Genomic DNA, 25,722 nt, shown 5'->3' on the forward strand with positions numbered 1-25,722 from the left:
CTCTCGGGTGAAGGCGAGGGTTCAGTGCCGGTGCTGGCGAGTCACGCCGGCATCGAATTGCGCGACGATCTGGCGCCAGCCGGCGCTTTCGAGTGCGGCGTCAGTCAGATCGGTCGGGGCTTTGACGTCGGCGACGCGGTTGAGCCAGATGTCCGGTGCCTCGTAGCCAGCGGTAAGGCGCATCAAAAACGATCCGGCCACGGCGGGTGTCTGGCTCTGGCCGAAATAAGCCTTGGCGTCGAGCAATTGCCATATGTGGGCGCCACGGCTGACCGAGCTGGCATCCTGGGCAAACGGTGCAAAACTTTCATCGGCGAGGGTTGCAGGAGTTGGCAGGGTTTGCTGTTCCTGGCGCAGCAGGTGAATCTCGTCCAGCGTCACCCGCAGGTCGGCGTAAATGCCTTGTTCGGAGGCGCTCAAGTCGCGGCGGGCATCCAGTTGATGGCTGCCGACGCTGCTCACGGCCTGAGATTCGTGGCGCCACGCGACCACTGAGCCTGCCACCGCGAGAATCATCAGGCACAACAGCAGCACATAAAGGGTTTCATGGCCGGCACCGGCCGGGCGGACGATTTGAGTGGTTGGCGTACTCATGGGGTTTCGATGTCCGCTTGGTCGATCTCGACGACGTGGCCGGGACCGGCGTCGAACAGGACATAAAATTCGGCGCCGGGTTTCTTGAAGGTCAAGGTGGAATCGGCACCGAGCTTGCCCGGCACCAGAATGCTTTCGTCGTAACCGATCACGTCCAGCGTCACGCCCGGCGCGCCACTGCCGTCAGAGAAACCGCCGGTGCATTTGATCTGTTCGGCATCGATGGCTTTGCACTCGCACATCGGGTTGTGCGCCAGCGTGCTGGCGCTGAAGCCGGCGCAGAGCAGCAGCAACACGGCGTGGAGCGGGCGAAAAACGTTGATCATGGTTTGCCTCCTTGTTGGTTCAGCCACGCGAGGGTGGCAGGCGATGCCTGACTCAGGGGGAGGGAGGCTTGGTGCATCGCGCCATCCCAGCCTTCCATGGTGATCCACAGTTCAGCGTCAGCCTTGGTCTTTTCCGGGATCGGCACCATGGCGCCCATGCGATGCGGCGTGCCGAAGAAAATCACCCCGGCGGCCCGCAGGCTGCGCGGTTTCCCGATGCGCAGGTAAGTCGCCTTGACCTGATCGCGGCAACGCTCGCACAGAGCGGCGGTGAAGCTCTTCATGTGGCCGGCCGGTCCGTCGAGCGTGGGTGCCTCATTACGCAGCTCGGCCAGACGCAGGCTCCACGGCCCCACCTGAACCTCTCCGACTTCTCGCTCACCCAGGCCGGTGTCGCCGCGAAACAGCGCCGCATCAGCGAAGTATTTGGGCATGAACCCCAGCGGCACCAACAACAGCAGCACGTTGAGGTGGAAGCGCCATTTGAGCCAGAAGCGGCTCAGTGCCGAGCCCGGAGTTTGCTTGGCGCGCGAGCTCATTGGCTGACCTCCGTGGTGGCTTGCACCCGTGGCTGTTTATGGCTGCGTTTGAGGGCATTGGCCGTGGCGAGGGCGGTGCGTTTGGTCCAGATCAGCAAGCCGCTGAGGACCATCATGCTCAGGATCAATCCGAAGAAGAACCAGATCAGCTTGATCCAGATCCCGCCGAAATCACCGGTGTGCAATGGACGCATGGACTCGGTCACCAGCTCCAGGCCGGAGCGGTCCGACAGCAGGCGCGTGGCGGCAACGTCACCGGTGTACGGGTTGATGTCGGCGGTCTGGTACATCAGCGGATACCAACTCCGGCCGCCCACCGACAGGTAGCTGTAGGCATTGGCGGGCAGGCTGACGAAGCTGTCATCCAGGCCGGGAATGCGTTCCTTGGCCTGGGCAATCGCGGTTTCGAGGCTGATCGTCGGTGCTGGCGAGCCGTCGCTGGTCTCCGGCACACTCTCACGCGGCACCACCTGGGCCACCGGCGCGGTGGAAATCGAGACCTGGTTATCGAACATGAACGCTTGAATCAGGAACCAGGTGCTGGTGATGGAAATCACCGCAATGAACCAGATCGACCAGATGCCACTGAGGCGATGAAAGTCGCCCCAGAAAATCCGTGCGCCGTGACGAATGCGCAGGGTCGGTCGGAAGAAGCCTTTCCAGAATTTTTTGTAGACCACCAGTCCGGTGGCCAACGAGGCCAGCAACGGCAGGCTCAGGAAGGACACCAGGTACCAGCCCCAGCTGTAACCGTTAGTGAACGGCACCAGCCACCAGCCGTGCAACGCGCGGGTAAAAGCCTTGAAATCGAAGGCCGGGGCGGTGCCTTGAATGACGCCGCTGTACGGGTTGACGTACACCGTCACCGAACGACCATCCGGGTAACTGACGCCGACGTCGAGGGCGAAGTGGGATTCGTCGGGGCGGCTGATGGACTCGACCAGCGTGTCAGGCTCGGCCTGTTTGATCGCCGCGATGATCTGGTCATAGCTGAGCAGCGGCGCATCGTCCGATGGCTGGCTGGCACGCATTTGCGGGTTGGCCAGCCAGACGATTTCCTGACTGATCACCGCCAGCGTGCCGGTAACGCAGACAATCAGCACGAAAAACCAGATCGGCAATGCCAGCCAACTGTGGACCAGAAACCAGAGTTTGGAACGGGATTTCTTCGACATGATTGAAGGTCTTGTATCGATGAGAGGGCCTCTGCTGCGGGCTTCCCAGCGTAGAGGTCCATGAAAAGGCCGGCGATGGCTGTGCGTGCGCACGCCGACTGCATCTCTATAAGACGGATGAGGATCGGAAATCCCGAAGGGGGAGATGAAAGTAAATGTTTCTTATTAGTAGGAAGGTGTTGCCGGGGAAGGGCGCAAGTCGTGGTTATTGTGGTGTTGGAGATGGCCCCTTCGCGAGCAAGCCCGCTCCCACAAAATCACCGCTGTATCTGTGGGAGCGAGCCTGCTCGCGAAGAGGACCTGTCAGGCACTGAAGATTTCAACCTTGCTGAAACATCTCCTTAGCCCGCTGCTCAATCTGCGCTTGAGTCAAATCCTCCTTGCGCGTGGCCAAAAACCACAAATGCCCATACGGATCCTTCAACGTCCCGGAGCGGTCGCCGTAAAACTGATCCTTGACCTCGGACACTACCGTGCCGCCCGCCGCAATCGCTTGTTTATAAGACTTGTCCACATCTGTCACATACAGATGCAGGCCCACCGACGGTGACTTGTCAGGATTGCTCAACGGCCCCTGATCGCACGGCGTGCCGAGCATGATCGGGCAGTCGCCGATCCGCAGTTCGGCATGCCCGATCCCGCCGTCCGGCATGGCCAGACGCATGACTTCGATGGCGCCAAAGGCCTTCTTGTAGAACTCGATCGCTTCAGCCGCTTTTTGAATGCCCAGATACGGGGTGATGCTGTGATAACCCTCTGGAATGGGTTTGACGCTCATGATGAATCTCCCTGTTTGTTGTTGTGGGTGAATAGGTGTCCTGTGCCGATTTCCGGCCGGATAAATATAGGTCAGCGTCGTGTTGGCTACCGAACGCCCGACGAGCTGCAACGCTGTTCAGCCAACAACAGCGCAGCAACAAATTGCTCTGCTGCGTCATGCCATAACCTGAAAAACTCCCTTCAACTGCCCGAAAACATTAGCGCTGGACCTCGGCACAGAAGCTGCAATGGCTCTGTTAAACACTGCTGCCCGGAACTTCAAATGCCTGAATCTGCCGTTTATCCGATCAACCCACCGGCCGCCCATCGAATTGCCGACGAAGCCGAAGCCTTGCGCGTAGCCGAGCGTGTCGCTGCGGTATTGCTGGAACAGGATGCCGAACGCGACCGCACCCGACAGGTGCCCGCCGAGATCGTCGATCTGTATTCCAACAGTGGTTTATGGGGCATTAGCGTGCCTCGAGAATTTGGGGGGGCTCAGGTGTCTTACGCCGTGCTGGCGCAGGTCATCGCGATCATCTCGGCCGCCGATCCGTCGCTGGGGCAGATTCCGCAAAACCACTATTGCCTGCTCGAAGACATCCGCCTGCAAGGCACGCCCGAACAACAGGCGCATTTCTTCGGACTGGCGCTGCAAGGGCACCGCTTTGCCAACGCTTTATCGGAAACCGGCGGCAAAAATGTGCAGGACATCCAAGCGACGATTCGCCGCTATGGCGACGGCCATGTGATCAATGGGCGTAAAGGCTATTGCACTGGTTCGCTCTACGCCCACTGGCTCGCGGTGTTGGCGCTGGATGAAGAACAAAAGGGCCAATTGGCATTCGTTGAGCGCGGGACCCAAGGGCTGGTGATCGTCGACGACTGGGACAGCATCGGCCAGCGCACCACGTCCAGTGGCACCGTGCTCGCCGAGGACTTGCACGTCTCGGCGTTCAATCTGTTCCCGACTTACCGTTCTTATGAAACGCCAACGCTGGCCGGCCCCTTCGCGCAATTGACCACTGCGGCCATCGACGCCGGCATCGCCCGTGCGGCACTGCGCGACACCATCGCCTTCGTCCAGCAATTCGCTCGGCCGTGGATCGATGCCGGCGTGGAAAAGGCCAGTGAAGATCCGCTGACCATGATCCAGATTGGTGGCCTGGAGATTCGCCTGGAAGCCGCCGAAGCCTTGCTGGAACGGGCAGGACGAGCGCTGGATGCGGCGCGTCCTGCACCCGATGAAGACAATGTCGCCCAAGCCTCCCTCGCAGTGGCCAAGGCCAAAGTGCTGACCACTGAAATTGCGATCGAAGCCAGTAACAAACTGTTCGAACTCGGCGGCACCCGCTCAACCCTGAGGAAGCACAACTTCGACCGCCACTGGCGCAACGCCCGGGTTCATACGCTGCACGACCCGGTGCGCTGGAAGTACCACGTTATCGGCAACTGGCTGCTCAACGGCGTGAAACCGCCACGCCACGACTGGTCGTGATCCATGGCCGAGTTGCTGAAACATATCTATTGGCCCGACATCGCCCAGGCCTGCCTCGACACCCTGAGCATGCTCGGCGCCGCGCTGGGATTCACCGTGCTGCTGGGACTGCCGCTGGGTGTGGTGTTGTTCCTCACCGGCAAGCGCCAGTTGCATGAGGCGGTCGGCGTTTACCGCGTGCTGTCGGTGATCGTGAACATGCTGCGCTCGCTGCCGTTCATCATTTTGCTGATCGTGCTGATTCCCCTGACCACGCTGCTGGTCGGCACTTCGCTCGGCGTGCCGGGGACCATTCCGCCGCTGGTGGTCGGCTGTACGCCGTTCTTCGCGCGGCTGGTGGAAACCGCGTTGCGCGAAGTGGATCGCGGGGTTGTGGAAGCGACCCAGGCCATGGGCGCGAATACGTGGCAGATCATTCGCCACACTTTGTTGCCCGAGGCGCGGGGAGGTTTGTTGGCGGCGGTCACGGTGACCGCGATTGTGCTGGTCGATTACACGGCGATGGCCGGTGTGATCGGCGGCGGCGGATTGGGCGACCTGGCGATCCGCTACGGCTACCAGCGTTTTCAGACGGACGTCATGGTGGTCACGGTGGTGCTGTTGCTGATGCTGGTTCAGGCCCTGCAAATGACCGGCGACCGGCTGGTGGCGCGCTACAGCCGACGATAAATATTCGATCCCGTTTTTTATTCGAAAGAACACCATCAGGCCCACGTCCACCTAACGACGGCCACTCAATCTGCCTAGGAGCACCACATGAAAAAGACCCTGGCCATTCTGGCTGCCTTAGTGTCGTTGAGCGTTCACGCCAACGAAAAACTCATCGTCGGCGCGACCCCGGTGCCGCACGCGGAAATCCTCGAATTCGTCAAACCGACCCTGGCCAAGGAAGGCGTGGACCTGGACATCAAAGTCTTCAACGACTTTATCCAGCCCAACCAGCAGTTGGCGTTGAAGAACCTCGACGCCAATTACTACCAGTACCGGCCGTTTCTCGATGATTACAACAAGTCTCGCCACACCGATTTGGTACCGGTGGTCGGGGTGCACATTGAACCGTTTGGAGCCTACTCGACCAAGATCAAAAACATCGCCGAGCTGAAGGACGGCGCCACCGTGTCGATCCCCAACGACCCGGTGAACACCGGCCGCGCGCTGGTGCTGTTGCACGAAGCCGGACTGATCAAACTCAAGGACCCGAGCAACACCCTGGCGACTCAACGGGACATCATCGACAACCCCAAACACCTGAAAATTCGTGAACTGGAAGGCGCGTTGCTGGCGCGTTCGGTGAGTCAGGTCGACCTGGCGTTTGTCTTCGCCAACTATGCACTGGAAGCGGGGATCGACACCAACAGCGCGTTGATCGTCGAGAAGGGCAAGAGCTTGTATATCGAGTTTCTGGTGGCGCGGCCGGACAACATCAATGATCCGGGCTTGCAGAAACTGGCCAAGGCGTTGAATTCGGATGAGGTTCGGCAGTTCATCTTGACCCGCTATAAGGGGCAGATTGCGCCAGGGTTCTAAAACTTCATTGAATGTCAGTAAGCCATCGCGAGCAGGTCGAATCGTCGCACCGTCGCTCCCACATTAGATCTGAGGTGTTCACAAGTTTTGTGTTCACAGGAGAACCGGTGTGGGAGTGAGCCTGCTCGCGATGGCCGCGCCGCTATTTCTGATCTGCACTCGATTCCAGCAGCGACGACCCGACGTGGACTAAACCGACAACTGCATCACACGCTCGCCCTGAACATTTTCCATCACCCGACGCTTGTTCACGGCAAGCTCGCCGATTTTGATCAGCCGCGTGCGGGTCACGTTACGGCTCAGGCCCAACAGGGCGGCGGTGTGGACCTGGTTGTAATGGCAGAAGCGATAGGCCGCGCGCAACAATGCGTCTTCGACTTTTTCATGCAGCGCACCGGCCTGTTCTGCGAAGAGTTTCTGAAAGGCTCGATCCAGCAGGGCTTCCGGTGAATCGTCGATGTTGGCGTGGTAATCGTCCTGGCGCTCGATGCGCATGTTGGACAGGCGCAGGTCATCGCGTTCGATCACACCGTTTCGGCAGATCAGCAGCGTGTGGTGGATGACGTTTTCCAGCTCGCGGATGTTGCCCGGCCAACTGTAGCTGCGCAGTTTCAATTCGGCTTCTTTGCTGATGGTGATGCTGCCGTAACCCAGGCGCTGACTGTAAGTTTCGACGAAATGACGGGTCAGTGGCAGGATGTCGCCGGGACGCTCGCGTAAGGGGCTCAGCTCCAGGCTGACCACGTCGAGACGATAATAAAGGTCTTCGCGAAAATGCCCGGCGTTGATGGCTTTTTCCAATTGCACATTGGTCGCGGCCAGTACGCGCACGTCGATGGGAATGCTCTTGCGCGAGCCGAGCCGGACCACTTCTCGCTCCTGCAACACGCGCAGTAACTTGACCTGAATCGCCATCGGCAGATCACCGATTTCATCGAGGAACAGCGTGCCGCCATCGGCTTCCTCAAACCAGCCGGCCTTGGCGCTCAACGCGCCGGTGAAGGCGCCTTTTTCGTGGCCGAACAGTTCAGCCTCGACCAGCGATTCGGAGAACGCGCCGCAGTTCACCGCCACGAACGGCCGGTTGCGCCTGCCGCTGAGGTTGTGGATGTGCCGCGCCACCAACTCCTTGCCGGTGCCGGTTTCGCCGATGATCAGCACGCTGGCTTCACTGGGCGCGACTTGTTGCAGATGGGCGAGCAAGGCCTGGGATTTCGGGTCTTCGAATACCTGCGCCGTGGCGCGGATCGAGGTGGCCAGCGCGGGCGAGGGCGGTAAGGTCAGCAGTTGCATGGGAATCGCTCCATGAAGAGAAGGCTATGAATAGAAAGTCGGAATCGGCAGGGCCTGGTTCAGCGCCCAGTCACCCAGTTCATGGAGTTTGTAATCCACCGGGTCGTGCAGGGTTTGCGTGCGCAAGTTACGCCAGTGGCGGTCCAGTCGCAGGGAGGCGTGAGTCGAGCGCGCGCCGGTCACTTCGAACAGCCGGCTACACAGATCCAGGCCGTTGCGCGTGGCGGCGACCTTCGCGGTCGCGATGGCCGTGGCCAGATGCCCACGTTCTTCGGCGCTGAGATTCGGGCCTTTCGCCCAAGCCTTGTCGAGCAGTTCGGCGGCGCGTTCCACCAGCAATCGAACGCCTTCGAGAGCGACCCAGAATTCGCCGTAATGGCCGAGTACATAAGGGTCCTGACACACATCCCGAGCAGTGGATTTGTGCCATGGCCGGGTTTCGGTGAGCGTGTACTGCCGCGCTTCTTCGAAGGCGCCTTCGGCAATGCCGAGGAACATGTGCGTGAAGGTGAGTTGCGCGATCAACGGCCGCAGGCAAGCGAACGGTGTGCTCAACGGGCCCGGATCCAGCAGCAGTTCCGACTCTTCGACCCGCACCCGTTCGAAAGTGGCGCTGCCGCTGTCGGTCTGGCGCTGGCCCATGTTGTTCCAGTCGTTGTGCAAGGTGATGCCACTGCGACCGCTGGGAATCGCGGCGATCAACAGCTTGCCGCCGGCGCTTTCATCGACGGCGGAGGCGATCAGCATCTGCGAATCGCTAGCGCCGGAGCAGAAGCTTTTCTTGCCGGAAAACTCACGCCAGCCACCGAGGTTTTTCACTACCGTGCGGGTGTCCAGCGGGTTGAGGGCGTTGCCCCAGAACCAGTTTTTGCGCGCAGTCTGTTCGAACCAGGGCTGCCATTGTTCAGGCTGGGCGAACAGACGCACGGTGGCGAGCATCAAGTGATGAAAGCCGAAGACATGCGCAATCGAGCTGTCGACCTTGGCGAATTCACGCACGATGGTCAGGGTTTCAGTCCAGCTGGCGCCGAGGCCGCCGTACTGAACGGGAATGCTCAACCCCAGCAGCCCACTGTGGCGCAAGGCGTCACGTTCAACCTTGGGCGTGCCGCCGCGCTCGTCGCGCTCGACGGCGGTCAGGGCAAACCCGGTGGCCAATTGGCGGGCGGTTTGCAAAGGGGATAACAGAGTGCTGTGTGGCTTGGCGGTCACGCGGGGGTTCCTCATAAATTCGACACAAATCCCCTGTGGGACGGGCTTTTGTGGCGAGGGGGCTTGTCGGAACGCCGCACCGCCCCGTTGGGGCGCGAAGCGGCCCTGAAACCTGGCGGCCGAGTACTTTTTGAAGCTCTGCGTCAACCGGTGTAACGACTGCTGCGCAGCCGAACGGGGGCAAGCCCCCTCGCCACAAAGCTCCCATTTCCCAAGGAGGGTTGTGCGTCAGGCCGTGGCTTTGGTGGGCAGCACATCCAGGTAATGGCCGTCACCGTGGGTCGGCAGGAACCAGAAAACATCCATGAAGAATTCCTTAGGCGATTTTCAGCAGATTTTTGGGATGCACGCCGAACAACGGCGCGGCGCGTTCTGCAGCAAGACGGATGCGGGCCTTCAAGGGCTCACTGGTTATTTGGTAGTTGGAGAAATCGGCTTCGGTGGCGTAGACACCAATCGGCAAGGTCAGGGCCTGGAAGAAACTGAACAGTGGGCGCAACTGGTGATCGAGGACCAGCGCGTGACGTTCGCTGCCACCGGTAGCGGCAAGCAACACTGGGGTGTCGATCAGGGCATTGAGGTCAATCAGGTCGAACAAGTGCTTGAGCAACCCCGGATAGGAACCGCGATAAACCGGCGCGGCGACGATCAGCAGGTCTGCGTTCTCGATCGCTTGCAGCTCGGCATCAATCTCGTCGCTCAACTCTTGTCGCGAGAGGGCCGCACCCAAGGGGAGGGCGATGTCACCGAGTTCGATCAGCTTGCTCTCGATGGGTAATTGCGCCGACAGTTCACTCAGTAGCGCCTGAGTCAGCACCAGGGTGCGAGACGGACGCCAGGTTCCACCCGAGAGGGCAACAACTTTCAGTGCACGGGACATGATCAGTTCCTTTTTTTAAACAGTTGCTCGGGGGAGCAGTGAGTAGTCCTTGGCTTGAGCAAGAGCTGTACCAATCCCTCGGGCCCCTGTTTATGGGGCTTTGAGCATGTTTCTTGGCAGGCGCTGTACTGTTTTCGGGGCCGTTTGCTGGATGACTGTTGCCCGGTAAACAGTTGTTCAGGCAACAGTTCGTGAAGCGATGGCGTTGTTATAAAGGCTGTTTAATATTCCGCAAAAGACATTAAACAAATATTTATAGATCTTTAGAGAATATGTGTGGGGGCAACTGGAGAGTGTTTACCAAAGTCGATAGCCACTATCGAGAGCGTTGATTTCTGCCCGTGAAGCGGCGCGAGTAGCCTGTGTTCATTCACCCGAACCCAGTTGCAGGACGCCAAAAATGAAACCTCTAATCGCCACTTTCTTGCTGCTCGCGATCTCCGTGCTTGCCGGATGTGCCAGCCATGTTTCACCGGAACTACGGCCCTACACCGCCGAAGAATCCAGGGAATTGGCGCTTGAGGAGTTGAACCGTCGTGGCCTGTCCTTCGAGGAGTACCACGCAAAGAAAGCCGCATTGCTCGGTCAACCGCAAAAATCGTTTGGGTTCGATAAACAGGGCGAGATGAACGCCGAACGTGCTGTACAGCTTCACGGTCGTCCAAGCTAAGCGAAAACTGTACCGCTCGAAGTTTTACGTAACTGTCCGTGGGTTTCCCGCAAGGCGTGCGATAGGGTCTTAACACCCGACTGACCCTAATGGACTGCCGCTCATGACACTCTCACTCGACCTGCTGATGGGCTTCGCCCTGTTTGCGCTCGTCACCTCGATCACTCCCGGCCCAAATAACACCATGTTGCTGGCATCGGGTGTGAACTTCGGCTTTAACCGCACCATCCCGCACATGTTGGGTATCACCTGTGGTTTCTTTGTGCTGGTAGTTGCCGTGGGGTTTGGCCTGGGCGCTGCGTTTCAAACCTATCCGTTGCTCTACACGGTGCTGCGTTACGTCGGCGCGGCATATTTGCTGTACCTGGCGTGGAAAATTGCCCATTCAGGTCCGGTCTCCGAAAGCGAGAAGGGCGAGAGCAAGCCCATCAGCTACCTGGGCGCAGCGGCGTTTCAATGGGTCAATCCCAAGGCGTGGATCATGGCCATTGGTGCCATCAGCACCTACACGCCGATGCAGGGCTACTTCACTAACGTGCTGGTGATTGCGGCGGTGTTCGCGTTGATCAACTTGCCTAGCGTCAGTGTCTGGGCTGGCTGCGGCACGCTGTTACGCAATGTGTTGAAGGATCGCCGCTGGTTGCGTCTGTTCAACTGGGGCATGGCCTTGCTGTTGGTGGCTTCGCTGTATCCGTTACTTCTTGAAAGCATTAGCTGACGCATTGCTTCAACCGCTTGCCCGATGCCTGTTAAGCTCGACTTCAGGAGCGTTCCTACGCACTTTTAAATGAAGTTGTTCTTCTTTAACGGCCTCCGATCAGGTATTTCTAACGTACTGAGATATCGGCGCAGCTCACAAGGCTGCGCTTTGACGTTTCCGTTACGAGCTTCCTGATCCCGGAACACGCTCTGCGAGTCTTTTATGAATAAACGTCCGTTGTATTTCGATTACGCCGCCACCACACCGGTGGATGAGCGGGTCATCAAGGTCATGGTCGAGTGTCTGGGTTTTACCGGCAATTTCGGCAACCCGGCGTCCAGCTCCCATGCCTTTGGCCAGCAGGCCCGACAGTCGGTCGAGCACGCCCGGCAGCAGGTCGCCGAACTGGTCGGCGCACAGGCTGCGCAGATCGTCTGGACCTCCGGCGCCACTGAATCCAACAACCTCGCGCTCAAAGGCGTGGCCCAGGCGCGCGGTGTCAGCGGTGGGCACATCATTACCAGCCAGATCGAACACAAGGCGATACTCGACACGGCGAAACAATTGCAGGATGCCGGTGTTGCGGTGACGTATCTGGTGCCTGACACCGATGGTTTGATCACGGCGCAAGCGGTCAGCGAAGCGATGCGCGAGGACACCTTTCTGGTGTCGCTGATGCTGGTCAACAACGAACTGGGCACGGTCAACGATATCGCCGCCATCGGCGAAGTCGTGCGGGCACGCGACGCGTTGTTCCATGTCGACGCCGCTCAGGGTGCTGGCAAGGTAGCCATTGATCTGGCTCATTTGCCGGTGGATCTGATGTCGTTTTCCGCGCACAAAATATACGGCCCCAAAGGCATCGGTGCGCTGTACGTCGGTCCGCGTGCGCAGCAACGCTTGCAGGCACAGATTCACGGCGGTGGTCACGAGGGCGGATTGCGTTCCGGCACCCTGGCGACTCATCAGATTGCAGCCATGGGCGTGGCCTTCGCATTGGCCGCTGCTTCGTTCGATGAAGAGAAAGCCACGATCGTGCGCTTGCGTGAACGTTTGCTTGAGCCATTGCTCAGCCTTCCCGGCGTTCGCCTCAATGGCAGCCCGACCCAACGCATTCCTCATACCTTGAGCCTGACCTTCAGTGAAGGTGAGTTCAATTCTGCGGCGTTGAGCCATTCGATCGCCTTTTCTGCGACGTCGGCCTGTAACTCCGCCAGCAATGTTCCATCCCATGTGCTGCTGGCCCTGGGGCATGACGCCCGCTCGGCGAGTCGTACTATTCGCTTGAGTCTCGGCCGGTTCACCACTGAGCAAGACATCGACCAAGCGGTGCACCTGATCAAAGCGGCCTGCGCCAGCGCCCCGGCATTCTGGCAGTAGCGCCTTAAAGCGCCGACTCAGATCGGCACTCAACAATAAAGCTGAAGTGATTAGCAGGAGACACGATGAGTACGCAGCCTTCGATCAATGGATCGGTGCCCCAGCGCCTGGCGCAAACCCGCGAACTGATGAGCCGCGAAGGCATTCATGCCTTGCTGGTGCCGTCGGCCGATCCGCACCTGTCGGAATACTTGCCAGGCTACTGGCAGGGGCGGCAGTGGTTGTCGGGCTTCCATGGCTCGGTCGGCACACTGATCGTTATGCCGGATTTTGCCGGCGTCTGGGCCGATAGCCGTTATTGGGAGCAAGCGACCAAGGAACTCAAGGGCAGCGGTATCGAACTGGTCAAGCTGCAACCGGGTCAACCCGGCCCGCTGGACTGGCTAGCCGAAAAAACCCCTGAAGGGGGCGTCGTCGCGGTGGATGGTGCGGTGATGGCCGTGGCCTCGGCGCGTACGCTGGGTGGCAAACTCGAAGAGCGCGGCGCACGCCTGCGCACTGACATCGATCTGTTGAGCGAAGTCTGGAGCGGCCGCCCGACGCTGCCGAATGAGCCGATCTATCAACATTTGCCACCACAGGCGACGGTCAGCCGTGGTGAAAAACTCGCGAAGCTGCGCGAGGTTTTGAAAGACCGTGTGGCTGACTGGCATTTTGTCGCCACCCTGGATGACATCGCCTGGCTGTTCAATCTGCGCGGCGGCGACGTGTCGTTCAACCCGGTGTTCGTGTCCTTCGCCTTGATCAGCCAGGAGCAGGCAATCCTGTTCGTGGCCCTGAGCAAAGTCGATGCCGAACTGCGTGCTGTGCTTGAACAAGACGGCGTGACCCTGCGCGATTACAGTGAAGTGGCCGCCGCCTTGAGCGCCGTGCCGAGCGGCGCGAGTCTGCTGGTCGATCCAGCGCGCGTCACCGCCGGTTTGCTGGACAACCTGGGCAGCGGCGTAAAACTGGTCGAAGGCCTGAATCCGACTACGCTGGCCAAGTCGCAGAAAAGCCTGGCCGATGCCGAGCACATTCGTCAGGCCATGGAGCAGGACGGCGCTGCGCTGTGCGAATTCTTCACTTGGCTGGACTCGACCCTGGGTCGTGAGCGCATCACCGAGCTGACCATCGACGAACACCTGACCGCCGCGCGTACCCGACGTCCTGGCTACGTATCGCTGAGCTTTAACACCATTGCCGCGTTCAACGCCAATGGCGCGATGCCGCACTACCACGCGACCGAAGAAGAGCATGCGGTGATCGAGGGGGACGGTCTGTTACTGATCGACTCCGGCGGTCAGTACCTGGGTGGCACCACCGACATCACGCGGATGGTGCCGGTGGGTACACCGACGGACGAACAGAAACGTGACTGCACACGCGTCCTCAAAGGCGTGATCGCACTGTCCCGTGCGCAATTCCCTCGGGGGATTTTGTCGCCGTTGCTCGATGCCATCGCGCGCGCGCCGATCTGGGCTGAAGGCGTCGACTACGGTCACGGTACCGGCCATGGCGTTGGCTACTTCCTCAACGTTCACGAAGGTCCGCAGGTCATCGCCTATCAGGCCGCTGCTACTCCGCAGACCGCGATGCAACCGGGCATGATCACCTCCATCGAGCCAGGCACTTACCGGCCGGGGCGTTGGGGGGTGCGGATCGAGAACCTGGCGCTGAACCGTGAGGCGGGCACCAGCGAATTTGGTGAGTTCCTCAAGTTCGAAACCCTGACGCTGTGCCCGATCGACACCCGCTGTCTGGAGCCGTCGCTGCTGACGCTGGAAGAGAAACAGTGGTTCAACGCCTACCATGCCGAAGTGCGCGAGCGCTTGAGCCCGTTGCTCGATGGCGCGGCCCTTGAGTGGTTGAATACCCGCACCGCGGCTATTTGACGGGTTGGAGTTCAGGCGCTTGTTCGAGCGCCTGACTCATGTAGTCGACAAAAGCTCTGACCCTGGCGGATTGGCGACGATTCGCCGGGGACACCGCATGAATCGGCAGAGACTGAGCCGTGTAGTCCTGCAAAATGGCCTGCACTCGGCCGGCTTTCAGATCCTCGCTGAAAAGCCACACCGGCGACAGCGCAATCCCCAATCCCCCCAGCACCATCTCGCGAATCGCCTCGGAGTTGTTGCTTTGCGCATTACCCCTGATGCGCACTTCGTGGCGTTGGTTGCCTCTTTCGTAATTCCATAGGTTCTGACTGTTGAGCAAATTGAATTGCAGGCAATTGTGCGCGTCGAGTTCTTCCGGGGTTTGCGGCAGGCCGTGTTGCTTGAGGTAGTCAGGCGCTGCAACGGTGATCCGGTGGGTGGTACCGATGTGACGCGCGAGCAGGCCACTGTCGGTCAACTCACCGATTCTGAACGTCACGTCGAGCCCTTCACTGACCAAGTCCTGATTTTGATCGCTGAGTTGTAGGTCAATCTGAACCTGAGGGTGCGCTTTGAGAAACTCAGGGAGTCGCGGTGCAATCTGCAAGCGCCCGAAACTCACGGATGAACCGATTTTCAGGTTGCCGGCCACGGATTCGCGTCCCGATCGAAAACGCTGTTCCGCTGCGTCCACGGCGGCCAGGATTTGCCGGCATTCGTTGTAGTAGCGCTGACCTTCATCGGTCAGTGACAGTTGTCGAGTGCTGCGGCTAATCAGCTTTGCGCCCAGTCTGATTTCCAGCGCCCTTAATAGTTTGCTGATAGTCGGCTGGCTGGTCTGCATCTCCCGGGCAACGGCCGAGAAGCTGCCACGTTCGACGACCCGGACGAAGGTGGCCATTGCGTTGAGTGTGTCCACGAAGTCTCTCATTGATGCCATATGGGCATGATCACTATAGCTATATAGCGCCTTATCGGCATGAGTGAACTGGATGAAGATTAATCCCACACTCACTTCTGACGGAATTTGGCGAAATGTCTGACTCACTTGAAATGCGCGCTCTGATTGTTGACTCGGCCAATGGGCCTTTACGCTTGGTTTCCCTGCCGCGGCCTGTGCCGAGGGCGGGTCAAGTGCTGGTCAGGATCAAGGCCAGCGGGGTGAACCCGCTGGATGCGAAGATTCGTTCGGGAGAGGCGGCTCATGCACGTCAGCCACTACCGGCCGTGTTGGGCATGGATCTCGCGGGGACCGTTGAGGCGTTGGGAGAGGGCGTCAGCGAGTGGCTGCCGGGTGATGAGGTCTACGCGATGGCGACCGGAATCGGCGGTGCGCAGGGTTCTCTTGCGGAGTTCGCGGTGGTTGATTCGCGACTTCTGGCGCACAAACCGAAAAATCTGAGCATGCGCGAGGCCGCAGGGTTGCCATTGGTATTGATCACTGCGTGGGAAGGACTGGTTGATAGGGCTCGGGTACGAGCCGGTCAGAAGGTGCTGATTCACGGTGGCGCGGGTGGCGTCGGGCACGTGGCTGTGCAAATTGCCCGGTCTTGCGGTGCTGAAGTGTTTGCCACGGGGTCAGCGGGTCATAAGGGGGTTATTGAAAGTTTCGGTGCAATGTTTATCGATTATCGCGCGTCTTCGGTGGAGGACTATGTAGCTGAGTTCACTTCGGGGGAGGGCTTCGATGTCGTCTATGACACAGTGGGCGGTGGGGTGTTGGATGATTCATTCAAGGCAGTTCGAGTTTATGAAGGGCATGTAGTGAGCTGTCTGGGCTGGGGGCAGCACAGCCTTGCGCCGCTGTCGTTTCGTGGGGCGACTTATTCCGGGGTGTTTACGCTGTTGCCGCTGTTGACCGGTAAAGGGCGTGAGCATCATGGCCAGATTCTTCAGGACGCGACGCGGTTGATTGAAGCAGGTCAGTTGAAACCGTTGCTCAATCCTCGGCAGTTCACGCTGGAAACTGCCGAGGCCGCTCATCAGTTGCTCGTTTCGGGATCTTCGCAGGGGCGGTTAGTAGTCGAGATTTAACTCAGGGCTTCAACAACGAACTCCAACCGATCCTGGCCGAAGAACAACTGGTTGTCGACGAACATGCTCGGCGCCCCGAATACACCGCGCTGTACCGCTTTCTCGGTATTGTCCTTGAGTGCGGCTTTGACTTCCTCATCGGCAGTCAAGGCCAGTACTTCATTGGGGTCAAAACCGTTTTGTGTCAACACGGCGGCGACGGTGGCGGGGTCATCAAGGCTGCGACCTTCGACCCAGAGAGCTGTGAACAGGCAGTCGATAAACGCAAGGAAGCGCTCGGGGTGACGCAACTGAATCCCGGTCACGGCGCGCATGAGCATCAGGGTGTTGATGGGGAAATGTGGATTGAATTTCAGTGGCACGCCATAGCGTTTTGCATAGCGGTCGAGGTCTTGAAACATGTAACGGCCTTTGGCCGGGATCATCGCCGGCGAAGCGTTGCCGGTGGCTTTGAAGACGCCACCCAGCAGCATTGGCGTGTAAATCAGTTGGCTGCCGGTTTGCTCACAGATTTTTGGTAGCTGGGTGTAGGCCAGATAGGTGGCCGGGCTGCCGAGGTCGAAAAAGAACTCCACGGTTTTGCTCATGGTCGGTGCGCTCTGTTTATTGTTGTAGGGGAGGGCTTACCAGCGTTCGCTCCAGGGCCGTAAATCCAGTTCGAACGTCCAGGCGTCCCGTGGCTGGCTGTGCAGGTACCAATAGTTCTCGGCGATGTGCTCGGGGTTGAGAATGCCGTCTTCATCCTTGGTCGCGTACTTTTCTGGGAAGCTCTCGCGGATGAAGTCGGTATCGATAGCTCCGTCGACGACAACGTGAGCAACGTGGATGTTCATGGGGCCGAGTTCACGCGCCATGCTTTGGGCCAAGGCACGAATGCCGTGCTTGGCGCCGGCGAACGCTGCAAATCCTGCCGCACCGCGCATGCCGGCCGTAGCCCCGGTGAAAAGGATTGTGCCTCGTTGACGCTTGGCCATGCGCTTGGCGACTTCACGAGCATTAAGAAAACCTGAAAAACAGGCCATCTCCCAAATCTTGAAATACTTGCGGGCCGTTTCTTCAAGAATGCTGCAGGGCACATTGGCTCCAATGTTGAAGACAAGCACTTCGATAGACCCGATCTCGCTTTCGATCTGTTCGACTAATGCAATCACCTCTTCTTCCTTGCGCGCATCACAAGCAAAGCCGTGAGCGTCGCCGCCATTGGCTTTGATCATGTCGACCAGCGGCTGAAGTTTGTCTGCACTGCGTCGGGTGACGCAGGCGACGTAGCCTTCCTGTGCAAAACGTTTGGCAATGGCACCGCCGGTAGCATCACCTGCGCCGACAACCAGTACGACCTTCTTGTTATTCATCGGTTAATCCCTTTGCTAAACGATCGTTAACTAAACGAACGTTATGCTACGATTCGGCAGGCGTCAAGAAGATCAATCCTGAGGAAATGGCAATGCGCTACTCGGCCAGTCACAAATTGGAAACCAAAGAGAAGCTACTGGAAAGCAGTGCGGTGTCAGCCAAGAAGTCAGGTTTTTCCACGGTCGGCGTCGACGGTTTGATGAAGGCGATTGGCTTGAGCGGCGGGGCTTTCTATAGTCATTTTTCGTCGAAGGACGAACTGTTCGCTTCAATCGTCGAACGTGAGTTATGTCAAAGCGTGGAACGATTAGGCGCCGACCAGGCGGGTGAAAAGCTTGAGCGTTGCCTTAAGCAGTACCTGAGCATGGCACATGTCGAGCATCCAGAGTCCGGATGCGCATTGCCAGCGTTAGGCGCAGAGATCGCTCGTTCGGATGTGCTGGTTCGCCAGCAGGCGGAACGCTGGATTTGTCAGCTACAGGAGAATTGGGCGCGCATTCTAGAGAGCGACAGCCTGGCTTGGGCCATTCTGTCGCAATGTATCGGTGCTTTGGTTGTCGCCCGGATGCTGGCGACGCCAGACATCCAGCGTAATGTGTTGAAGTCCAGCTGCGATGAGATTGGCCGCCAGATTGCCGGACGGAATCAAACTATTTGCAAATAACGATCATGCTGCGGCTGGTGTAGCCGGCAGGATTGAGCCCGAACGGATAGTCTCCTGGTTCTTCCACCGCGTCCCCCGACTTGGCGAGAACCTTGTACCCCTTGGGTGCGCACGAGTTGGTGGCGCTGGTGTAGCACTTGTCCCACGAGGATGTGAGTCCTGAACAGTTGATATGTAGCCCTTTTTTGCCGTGTTTGACTTGTGTTTTCGAGGTCGCCGCACATCCCGCAATTGCAAGTACGGCGACCAATATCAAAATTCGTTTCATTGCTGTCCTTATAGCGTTCCCGGATCTTGTGCCCGGGTCTCGCTGCATTCGCACTCGCTTAAAGCTTCGTGATATCCCTGCCCTGAAAAATCCTTGCCTGACACTAGGTTGCGGGTCTAAACATGGCCTAATTGAACGGTAATTACCAGACCCGCGTAAAACCCTGTATCAATCTGCCGCAACCGATGGCTTGGCAGCACTGCCCATGGTCATGGTTGCGCCCACGGAAGCGAGAATGATGCACAAGATGGCCATCCACTGTGACAGTGACAGGTATTCATTGAGGAACAACAGGCCTGACAATGCGCCGAACGCAGGTTCAATGCTCATTAATGTGCCGAATGTGCGGGCTGGCATGCGGGTGAGCGCTACCATTTCGAGCGTGTAGGGCAGGGCGGTGGACAGAATGGCAACACCGATGGCCACGGGGATCAGCGCCGGACTCAACAGCGCAGCGCCAGCATGGACGATGCCGATAGGGGCCACGAACAATGCGGCAATCATCACGCCCAATGCGGCTGTTTGTACGCCATTGTCGGCGCCAGCCCTCTGGCCGAATAGAATATACAGCGCCCAGCAGACGCCGGCGCCTAAAGCATAACTTGCACCTGTCAGGTCAATCCCCGCAGATGTGGCTCCTGTTGGAACCAGCAGCAGCAATCCTGCAACGGCCAGTGCTATCCACAAAAAGTCGATCGCGCGGCGCGAGGCATAGATTGCCACCGCCAACGGCCCGGTGAACTCCAGGGCTACGGCAATGCCCAAGGGGACGGTGCGTAAAGACATATAGAAGAGGAGGTTCATGCCGCCCAGTGCCATACCGTAAATGATCACGGTGCGTAGGGATTTTGCAGTGAGCTTAGCCCGCCATGGGCGCAGCAGAAGCAGCATGATCACACTGGCGACAATCAGGCGTAGGGTGGTGGTTCCTTGAGCACCAATAACAGGGAACATGCTTTTAGCCAAAGACGCTCCGGACTGGATCGACGCCATGGCTATTAGTAGCAGGCCTACCGAGAACAAGGTCGAGGCAAGACTGCGGGGCTGATCATTCATTGAGAGGCATCGTCCGAAGTGGGAAGCAAGAGTATTGCTCATTGCATTTGAGCAATATAGTGCGCATTCGTGGCGAGCACGTCTATATATAGCTGTGATTTTGAATTAGCTGATAGAAAATCCAAATCAGTGCTTGACGACAGATTCTATATGTCTATAATTCGCCCCTCTTCCGGCGCAGTCGAAACGGAAAACTCCTTGGTAAACAATGAGTTACGCAGTTTTCGGCAGCAAGCGGCTTCAGTTCATCGAAGCTCGAAAGGAGTTGAAAAAGAGGTGTTGACAGCAGCGTGTAACGCTGTAGAATTCGCCTCCCGCTGACGAGAGATCGAAAGCGCAAGTGGTTGAAGTTACAAAGGAAACTTTGAAAACTTCTGAAAATAACCGCTTGACAGCAACAGAGGCTGCTGTAGAATGCGCGCCTCGGTTGAGACGAAAGATCTTAACCAACCGCTCTTTAACAACTGAATCAAGCAATTCGTGTGGGTGCTTGTGGAGTCAGACTGATAGTCAACAAGATTATCAGCATCACAAGTTACTCCGCGAGAAATCAAAGATGTAACCAACGATTGCTGAGCCAAGTTTAGGGTTTCTTAAAAACCCAAAGATGTTTGAACTGAAGAGTTTGATCATGGCTCAGATTGAACGCTGGCGGCAGGCCTAACACATGCAAGTCGAGCGGTAGAGAGAAGCTTGCTTCTCTTGAGAGCGGCGGACGGGTGAGTAATGCCTAGGAATCTGCCTGGTAGTGGGGGATAACGCTCGGAAACGGACGCTAATACCGCATACGTCCTACGGGAGAAAGCAGGGGACCTTCGGGCCTTGCGCTATCAGATGAGCCTAGGTCGGATTAGCTAGTTGGTGAGGTAATGGCTCACCAAGGCGACGATCCGTAACTGGTCTGAGAGGATGATCAGTCACACTGGAACTGAGACACGGTCCAGACTCCTACGGGAGGCAGCAGTGGGAATATTGGACAATGGGCGAAAGCCTGATCCAGCCATGCCGCGTGTGTGAAGAAGGTCTTCGGATTGTAAAGCACTTTAAGTTGGGAGGAAGGGCAGTAACCTAATACGTTGGTGTCTTGACGTTACCGACAGAATAAGCACCGGCTAACTCTGTGCCAGCAGCCGCGGTAATACAGAGGGTGCAAGCGTTAATCGGAATTACTGGGCGTAAAGCGCGCGTAGGTGGTTTGTTAAGTTGGATGTGAAATCCCCGGGCTCAACCTGGGAACTGCATTCAAAACTGACAAGCTAGAGTATGGTAGAGGGTGGTGGAATTTCCTGTGTAGCGGTGAAATGCGTAGATATAGGAAGGAACACCAGTGGCGAAGGCGACCACCTGGACTGATACTGACACTGAGGTGCGAAAGCGTGGGGAGCAAACAGGATTAGATACCCTGGTAGTCCACGCCGTAAACGATGTCAACTAGCCGTTGGGAGCCTTGAGCTCTTAGTGGCGCAGCTAACGCATTAAGTTGACCGCCTGGGGAGTACGGCCGCAAGGTTAAAACTCAAATGAATTGACGGGGGCCCGCACAAGCGGTGGAGCATGTGGTTTAATTCGAAGCAACGCGAAGAACCTTACCAGGCCTTGACATCCAATGAACTTTCCAGAGATGGATTGGTGCCTTCGGGAACATTGAGACAGGTGCTGCATGGCTGTCGTCAGCTCGTGTCGTGAGATGTTGGGTTAAGTCCCGTAACGAGCGCAACCCTTGTCCTTAGTTACCAGCACGTAATGGTGGGCACTCTAAGGAGACTGCCGGTGACAAACCGGAGGAAGGTGGGGATGACGTCAAGTCATCATGGCCCTTACGGCCTGGGCTACACACGTGCTACAATGGTCGGTACAGAGGGTTGCCAAGCCGCGAGGTGGAGCTAATCCCATAAAACCGATCGTAGTCCGGATCGCAGTCTGCAACTCGACTGCGTGAAGTCGGAATCGCTAGTAATCGCGAATCAGAATGTCGCGGTGAATACGTTCCCGGGCCTTGTACACACCGCCCGTCACACCATGGGAGTGGGTTGCACCAGAAGTAGCTAGTCTAACCTTCGGGAGGACGGTTACCACGGTGTGATTCATGACTGGGGTGAAGTCGTAACAAGGTAGCCGTAGGGGAACCTGCGGCTGGATCACCTCCTTAATCGACGACATCAGCTGCTCCATAAGTTCCCACACGAATTGCTTGATTCATTGAAGAAGACGAAAGAAGCAGCCTGTATCGGTTTGTAGCTGAGTTGGTTAGAGCGCACCCCATGCTTTGTGGTCAAGAGCAGGGTGAGGTCGGCCTTAGTAGCTCGAAATTGGGTCTGTAGCTCAGTTGGTTAGAGCGCACCCCTGATAAGGGTGAGGTCGGCAGTTCGAATCTGCCCAGACCCACCAATTTTGTGTGGGAAACGCCTGTAGAAATACGGGGCCATAGCTCAGCTGGGAGAGCGCCTGCCTTGCACGCAGGAGGTCAACGGTTCGATCCCGTTTGGCTCCACCACTACTGCTTCTGTCGGTATAAAGCTTAGAAATGAGCATTCCATCGGATGATGGTGAATGTTGATTTCTAGTCTTTGACTAGTTCGTTCTTTAAAAATTTGGGTATGTGATAGAAAGATAGACTGAACGTTACTTTCACTGGTAACGGCTCAGGCTAAGGTAAAATTTGTGAGTTAAATTGCGAATTTTCGGCGAATGTCGTCTTCACAGTATAACCAGATTGCTTGGGGTTATATGGTCAAGTGAAGAAGCGCATACGGTGGATGCCTTGGCAGTCAGAGGCGATGAAAGACGTGGTAGCCTGCGAAAAGCTTCGGGGAGTCGGCAAACAGACTTTGATCCGGAGATGTCTGAATGGGGGAACCCAGCCATCATAAGATGGTTATCTTAAGCTGAATACATAGGCTTAAGAGGCGAACCAGGGGAACTGAAACATCTAAGTACCCTGAGGAAAAGAAATCAACCGAGATTCCCTTAGTAGTGGCGAGCGAACGGGGACTAGCCCTTAAGTGGCTTTGAGATTAGCGGAACGCTCTGGAAAGTGCGGCCATAGTGGGTGATAGCCCTGTACGCGAAAATCTCTTGGTCATGAAATCGAGTAGGACGGAGCACGAGAAACTTTGTCTGAATATGGGGGGACCATCCTCCAAGGCTAAATACTACTGACTGACCGATAGTGAACTAGTACCGTGAGGGAAAGGCGAAAAGAACCCCGGAGAGGGGAGTGAAATAGATCCTGAAACCGTATGCGTACAAGCAGTGGGAGCCCACTTTGTTGGGTGACTGCGTACCTTTTGTATAATGGGTCAGCGACTTATTTTCAGTGGCGAGCTTAACCGAATAGGGGAGGCGTAGCGAAAGCGAGTCTTAATAGGGCGTCTAGTCGCTGGGAATAGACCCGAAACCGGGCGATCTATCCATGGGCAGGTTGAAGGTTGGGTAACACTAACTGGAGGACCGAACCGACTACCGTTGAAAAGTTAGCGGATGACCTGTGGATCGGAGTGAAAGGCTAATCAAGCTCGGAGATAGCTGGTTCTCCTCGAAAGCTATTTAGGTAGCGCCTCATGTATCACTGTAGGGGTAGAGCACTGTTTCGGCTAGGGGGTCATCCCGACTTACCAAACCGATGCAAACTCCGAATACCTACAAGTGCCGAGCATGGGAGACACACGGCGGGTGCTAACGTCCGTCGTGAAAAGGGAAACAACCCAGACCGTCAGCTAAGGTCCCAAAGTTATGGTTAAGTGGGAAACGATGTGGGAAGGCTTAGACAGCTAGGAGGTTGGCTTAGAAGCAGCCACCCTTTAAAGAAAGCGTAATAGCTCACTAGTCGAGTCGGCCTGCGCGGAAGATGTAACGGGGCTCAAACCATACACCGAAGCTACGGGTATCACTTAGGTGATGCGGTAGAGGAGCGTTCTGTAAGCCTGTGAAGGTGAGTTGAGAAGCTTGCTGGAGGTATCAGAAGTGCGAATGCTGACATGAGTAACGACAATGGGTGTGAAAAACACCCACGCCGAAAGACCAAGGTTTCCTGCGCAACGTTAATCGACGCAGGGTTAGTCGGTCCCTAAGGCGAGGCTGAAAAGCGTAGTCGATGGAAAACAGGTTAATATTCCTGTACTTCTGGTTATTGCGATGGAGGGACGGAGAAGGCTAGGCCAGCTTGGCGTTGGTTGTCCAAGTTTAAGGTGGTAGGCTGGAATCTTAGGTAAATCCGGGATTCTAAGGCCGAGAGCTGATGACGAGTTACCCTTTGGGTGACGAAGTGGTTGATGCCATGCTTCCAAGAAAAGCTTCTAAGCTTCAGGTAACCAGGAACCGTACCCCAAACCGACACAGGTGGTTGGGTAGAGAATACCAAGGCGCTTGAGAGAACTCGGGTGAAGGAACTAGGCAAAATGGCACCGTAACTTCGGAGAAGGTGCGCCGGTGAGGGTGAAGCATTTACTGCGTAAGCCCATGCCGGTCGAAGATACCAGGCCGCTGCGACTGTTTATTAAAAACACAGCACTCTGCAAACACGAAAGTGGACGTATAGGGTGTGACGCCTGCCCGGTGCCGGAAGGTTAATTGATGGGGTTAGCTAACGCGAAGCTCTTGATCGAAGCCCCGGTAAACGGCGGCCGTAACTATAACGGTCCTAAGGTAGCGAAATTCCTTGTCGGGTAAGTTCCGACCTGCACGAATGGCGTAACGATGGCGGCGCTGTCTCCACCCGAGACTCAGTGAAATTGAAATCGCTGTGAAGATGCAGTGTATCCGCGGCTAGACGGAAAGACCCCGTGAACCTTTACTATAGCTTTGCACTGGACTTTGAATTTGCTTGTGTAGGATAGGTGGGAGGCTTTGAAGCGTGGACGCCAGTTCGCGTGGAGCCAACCTTGAAATACCACCCTGGCAACTTTGAGGTTCTAACTCAGGTCCGTTATCCGGATCGAGGACAGTGTATGGTGGGTAGTTTGACTGGGGCGGTCTCCTCCTAAAGAGTAACGGAGGAGTACGAAGGTGCGCTCAGACCGGTCGGAAATCGGTCGTAGAGTATAAAGGCAAAAGCGCGCTTGACTGCGAGACAGACACGTCGAGCAGGTACGAAAGTAGGTCTTAGTGATCCGGTGGTTCTGTATGGAAGGGCCATCGCTCAACGGATAAAAGGTACTCCGGGGATAACAGGCTGATACCGCCCAAGAGTTCATATCGACGGCGGTGTTTGGCACCTCGATGTCGGCTCATCACATCCTGGGGCTGAAGCCGGTCCCAAGGGTATGGCTGTTCGCCATTTAAAGTGGTACGCGAGCTGGGTTTAGAACGTCGTGAGACAGTTCGGTCCCTATCTGCCGTGGACGTTTGAGATTTGAGAGGGGCTGCTCCTAGTACGAGAGGACCGGAGTGGACGAACCTCTGGTGTTCCGGTTGTCACGCCAGTGGCATTGCCGGGTAGCTATGTTCGGAATAGATAACCGCTGAAAGCATCTAAGCGGGAAACTAGCCTCAAGATGAGATCTCACTGGGACCTTGAGTCCCCTGAAGGGCCGTCGAAGACTACGACGTTGATAGGTTGGGTGTGTAAGCGCTGTGAGGCGTTGAGCTAACCAATACTAATTGCCCGTGAGGCTTGACCATATAACACCCAAGCAATTTGCGAACTCGAAAGAGGCCAGATTGCGGTGTGTGAAGACGAAAGAACCGAAAGTTCGAAACGAAACACACAAATCTATTACATACCCATTCGCTGGAGCGTTATGCACATAACGACCTGGCTACCGAATTTCTTGACGACCATAGAGCATTGGAACCACCTGATCCCATCCCGAACTCAGCAGTGAAACGATGCATCGCCGATGGTAGTGTGGGGTTTCCCCATGTGAGAGTAGGTCATCGTCAAGATTAAATTCCGAAACCCCTATCTGCGTATGCAGGTAGGGGTTTTGTTTTGTCCGCA

The 25,722-nt window shown here is 57.1% G+C and carries 22 protein-coding genes, 2 tRNA genes and 3 rRNA genes; 14 read left to right on the top strand and 13 right to left on the bottom strand.

The window, feature by feature from the left end; translation table 11 throughout:
- Positions 1 to 21: 21 nt before the first annotated feature.
- From ACWGZX_RS23090 to ACWGZX_RS23110, 5 genes are all read right to left on the bottom strand, one after another.
- Positions 22 to 594, bottom strand: a complete 573-nt coding sequence (locus tag ACWGZX_RS23090) for a DUF6162 family protein (protein ID WP_452625558.1) — start codon at positions 592 to 594, stop codon at positions 22 to 24.
- Positions 591 to 920, bottom strand: coding sequence for a hypothetical protein (locus ACWGZX_RS23095; RefSeq protein ID WP_452625559.1), 330 nt, complete (start codon positions 918 to 920; stop codon positions 591 to 593). The genes ACWGZX_RS23090 and ACWGZX_RS23095 overlap by 4 nt, the downstream gene beginning before the upstream one ends.
- On the bottom strand, positions 917 to 1,459 hold the full coding sequence (locus tag ACWGZX_RS23100; protein WP_452625560.1) for a thiamine pyrophosphate-binding protein: 543 nt from the start codon (positions 1,457 to 1,459) through the stop codon (positions 917 to 919). Before ACWGZX_RS23100 ends, ACWGZX_RS23095 begins: the two co-directional genes overlap by 4 nt.
- Positions 1,456 to 2,634, bottom strand: coding sequence for a PepSY-associated TM helix domain-containing protein (locus ACWGZX_RS23105; RefSeq protein ID WP_452625561.1), 1,179 nt, complete (start codon positions 2,632 to 2,634; stop codon positions 1,456 to 1,458). The genes ACWGZX_RS23100 and ACWGZX_RS23105 overlap by 4 nt, the downstream gene beginning before the upstream one ends.
- Positions 2,635 to 2,953: 319 nt before the next feature.
- Positions 2,954 to 3,412, bottom strand: a complete 459-nt coding sequence (locus ACWGZX_RS23110) for a VOC family protein (RefSeq protein WP_452625562.1) — start codon at positions 3,410 to 3,412, stop codon at positions 2,954 to 2,956.
- A gap of 264 nt (positions 3,413 to 3,676) precedes the next feature.
- Between ACWGZX_RS23110 and ACWGZX_RS23115 the strand changes: the two genes are divergently transcribed.
- The 3 genes from ACWGZX_RS23115 (at position 3,677) to ACWGZX_RS23125 (ending at position 6,418) form a co-directional block, all read left to right on the top strand.
- Positions 3,677 to 4,891 (top strand): SfnB family sulfur acquisition oxidoreductase, encoded by a 1,215-nt coding sequence (locus tag ACWGZX_RS23115; protein ID WP_452625563.1) that lies wholly within the window; start codon positions 3,677 to 3,679, stop codon positions 4,889 to 4,891.
- 3 nt (positions 4,892 to 4,894) lie between these two features.
- A complete protein-coding gene (locus ACWGZX_RS23120) occupies positions 4,895 to 5,560 on the top strand; it encodes a methionine ABC transporter permease (RefSeq protein ID WP_452625564.1) in 666 nt (221 codons plus the stop codon).
- 87 nt (positions 5,561 to 5,647) lie between these two features.
- Entirely contained in the window at positions 5,648 to 6,418 is a 771-nt protein-coding gene (locus tag ACWGZX_RS23125) for a MetQ/NlpA family ABC transporter substrate-binding protein (protein ID WP_452625565.1), read from the top strand.
- Between the two features lie 189 nt (positions 6,419 to 6,607).
- Here ACWGZX_RS23125 and ACWGZX_RS23130 read toward each other — a convergent pair whose 3' ends face one another.
- The 3 genes from ACWGZX_RS23130 to msuE form a co-directional block, all read right to left on the bottom strand.
- The gene (locus ACWGZX_RS23130) at positions 6,608 to 7,711 is read right to left on the bottom strand and encodes a sigma-54 interaction domain-containing protein (protein WP_452625566.1); all 1,104 of its coding nucleotides are present in this window, start codon (positions 7,709 to 7,711) and stop codon (positions 6,608 to 6,610) included.
- Between the two features lie 24 nt (positions 7,712 to 7,735).
- Positions 7,736 to 8,923: an acyl-CoA dehydrogenase family protein gene (locus ACWGZX_RS23135; RefSeq protein ID WP_452625567.1), complete on the bottom strand. Its 1,188-nt coding sequence runs from the start codon at positions 8,921 to 8,923 to the stop codon at positions 7,736 to 7,738.
- Positions 8,924 to 9,239: 316 nt separating this feature from the next.
- Positions 9,240 to 9,803: an FMN reductase gene (msuE, locus tag ACWGZX_RS23140; RefSeq protein WP_452625568.1), complete on the bottom strand. Its 564-nt coding sequence runs from the start codon at positions 9,801 to 9,803 to the stop codon at positions 9,240 to 9,242.
- A 400-nt stretch (positions 9,804 to 10,203) separates the two neighbouring features.
- Here msuE and ACWGZX_RS23145 point away from each other — a divergent pair, with 400 nt between their 5' ends.
- The 4 genes from ACWGZX_RS23145 to ACWGZX_RS23160 all read left to right on the top strand — a co-directional run bounded on the left by ACWGZX_RS23145 (position 10,204) and on the right by ACWGZX_RS23160 (position 14,427).
- A complete protein-coding gene (locus tag ACWGZX_RS23145; RefSeq protein ID WP_452625569.1) occupies positions 10,204 to 10,473 on the top strand; it encodes a hypothetical protein in 270 nt (89 codons plus the stop codon).
- A gap of 103 nt (positions 10,474 to 10,576) precedes the next feature.
- The gene (locus ACWGZX_RS23150; RefSeq protein WP_452625570.1) at positions 10,577 to 11,191 is read left to right on the top strand and encodes a LysE family translocator; all 615 of its coding nucleotides are present in this window, start codon (positions 10,577 to 10,579) and stop codon (positions 11,189 to 11,191) included.
- Between the two features lie 204 nt (positions 11,192 to 11,395).
- Entirely contained in the window at positions 11,396 to 12,553 is a 1,158-nt protein-coding gene (locus ACWGZX_RS23155) for a cysteine desulfurase family protein (protein ID WP_452625571.1), read from the top strand.
- A 65-nt stretch (positions 12,554 to 12,618) separates the two neighbouring features.
- Positions 12,619 to 14,427 (top strand): M24 family metallopeptidase, encoded by a 1,809-nt coding sequence (locus ACWGZX_RS23160; RefSeq protein WP_452625572.1) that lies wholly within the window; start codon positions 12,619 to 12,621, stop codon positions 14,425 to 14,427.
- On the opposite strand, the gene ACWGZX_RS23165 is transcribed toward ACWGZX_RS23160, so the two are convergent.
- Positions 14,420 to 15,340 (bottom strand): LysR family transcriptional regulator, encoded by a 921-nt coding sequence (locus ACWGZX_RS23165; protein ID WP_452629057.1) that lies wholly within the window; start codon positions 15,338 to 15,340, stop codon positions 14,420 to 14,422. The genes ACWGZX_RS23160 and ACWGZX_RS23165 overlap by 8 nt on opposite strands.
- 104 nt (positions 15,341 to 15,444) lie before the next feature.
- Here ACWGZX_RS23165 and ACWGZX_RS23170 point away from each other — a divergent pair, with 104 nt between their 5' ends.
- A complete protein-coding gene (locus ACWGZX_RS23170; RefSeq protein WP_452625573.1) occupies positions 15,445 to 16,443 on the top strand; it encodes a zinc-dependent alcohol dehydrogenase family protein in 999 nt (332 codons plus the stop codon).
- Here ACWGZX_RS23170 and ACWGZX_RS23175 read toward each other — a convergent pair.
- Positions 16,440 to 17,030: a 2-hydroxychromene-2-carboxylate isomerase gene (locus ACWGZX_RS23175; RefSeq protein WP_223519341.1), complete on the bottom strand. Its 591-nt coding sequence runs from the start codon at positions 17,028 to 17,030 to the stop codon at positions 16,440 to 16,442. The genes ACWGZX_RS23170 and ACWGZX_RS23175 overlap by 4 nt on opposite strands.
- A gap of 36 nt (positions 17,031 to 17,066) precedes the next feature.
- Positions 17,067 to 17,795, bottom strand: a complete 729-nt coding sequence (locus ACWGZX_RS23180) for an SDR family oxidoreductase (protein ID WP_452625574.1) — start codon at positions 17,793 to 17,795, stop codon at positions 17,067 to 17,069.
- A 92-nt stretch (positions 17,796 to 17,887) separates the two neighbouring features.
- Between ACWGZX_RS23180 and ACWGZX_RS23185 the strand changes: the two genes are divergently transcribed.
- Positions 17,888 to 18,460, top strand: a complete 573-nt coding sequence (locus ACWGZX_RS23185; RefSeq protein WP_452625575.1) for a TetR/AcrR family transcriptional regulator — start codon at positions 17,888 to 17,890, stop codon at positions 18,458 to 18,460.
- On the opposite strand, the gene ACWGZX_RS23190 is transcribed toward ACWGZX_RS23185, so the two are convergent.
- Positions 18,447 to 18,728, bottom strand: a complete 282-nt coding sequence (locus tag ACWGZX_RS23190) for a hypothetical protein (RefSeq protein WP_452625576.1) — start codon at positions 18,726 to 18,728, stop codon at positions 18,447 to 18,449. The genes ACWGZX_RS23185 and ACWGZX_RS23190 overlap by 14 nt on opposite strands.
- 168 nt (positions 18,729 to 18,896) lie before the next feature.
- On the bottom strand, positions 18,897 to 19,784 hold the full coding sequence (gene rhtA / locus ACWGZX_RS23195) for a threonine/homoserine exporter RhtA (protein ID WP_452625577.1): 888 nt from the start codon (positions 19,782 to 19,784) through the stop codon (positions 18,897 to 18,899).
- A 613-nt stretch (positions 19,785 to 20,397) separates the two neighbouring features.
- On the opposite strand from rhtA, the gene ACWGZX_RS23200 reads away from it, so the two are divergent.
- The 5 genes from ACWGZX_RS23200 (at position 20,398) to rrf (ending at position 25,667) form a co-directional block, all read left to right on the top strand.
- Positions 20,398 to 21,933 (top strand): 16S ribosomal RNA (locus ACWGZX_RS23200).
- A gap of 162 nt (positions 21,934 to 22,095) precedes the next feature.
- Positions 22,096 to 22,172, top strand: a tRNA-Ile gene (locus tag ACWGZX_RS23205).
- A gap of 30 nt (positions 22,173 to 22,202) precedes the next feature.
- Positions 22,203 to 22,278, top strand: a tRNA-Ala gene (locus ACWGZX_RS23210).
- A gap of 235 nt (positions 22,279 to 22,513) precedes the next feature.
- Positions 22,514 to 25,403, top strand: a 23S ribosomal RNA gene (locus ACWGZX_RS23215).
- 148 nt (positions 25,404 to 25,551) lie between these two features.
- A 5S ribosomal RNA gene (gene rrf, locus ACWGZX_RS23220) occupies positions 25,552 to 25,667 on the top strand.
- Together the 16S, 23S and 5S rRNA genes with 2 tRNA genes alongside form the textbook arrangement of a ribosomal RNA operon.
- Positions 25,668 to 25,722: the final 55 nt, after the last annotated feature.

Source organism: Pseudomonas sp. CLCA07, from assembly GCF_053615335.1.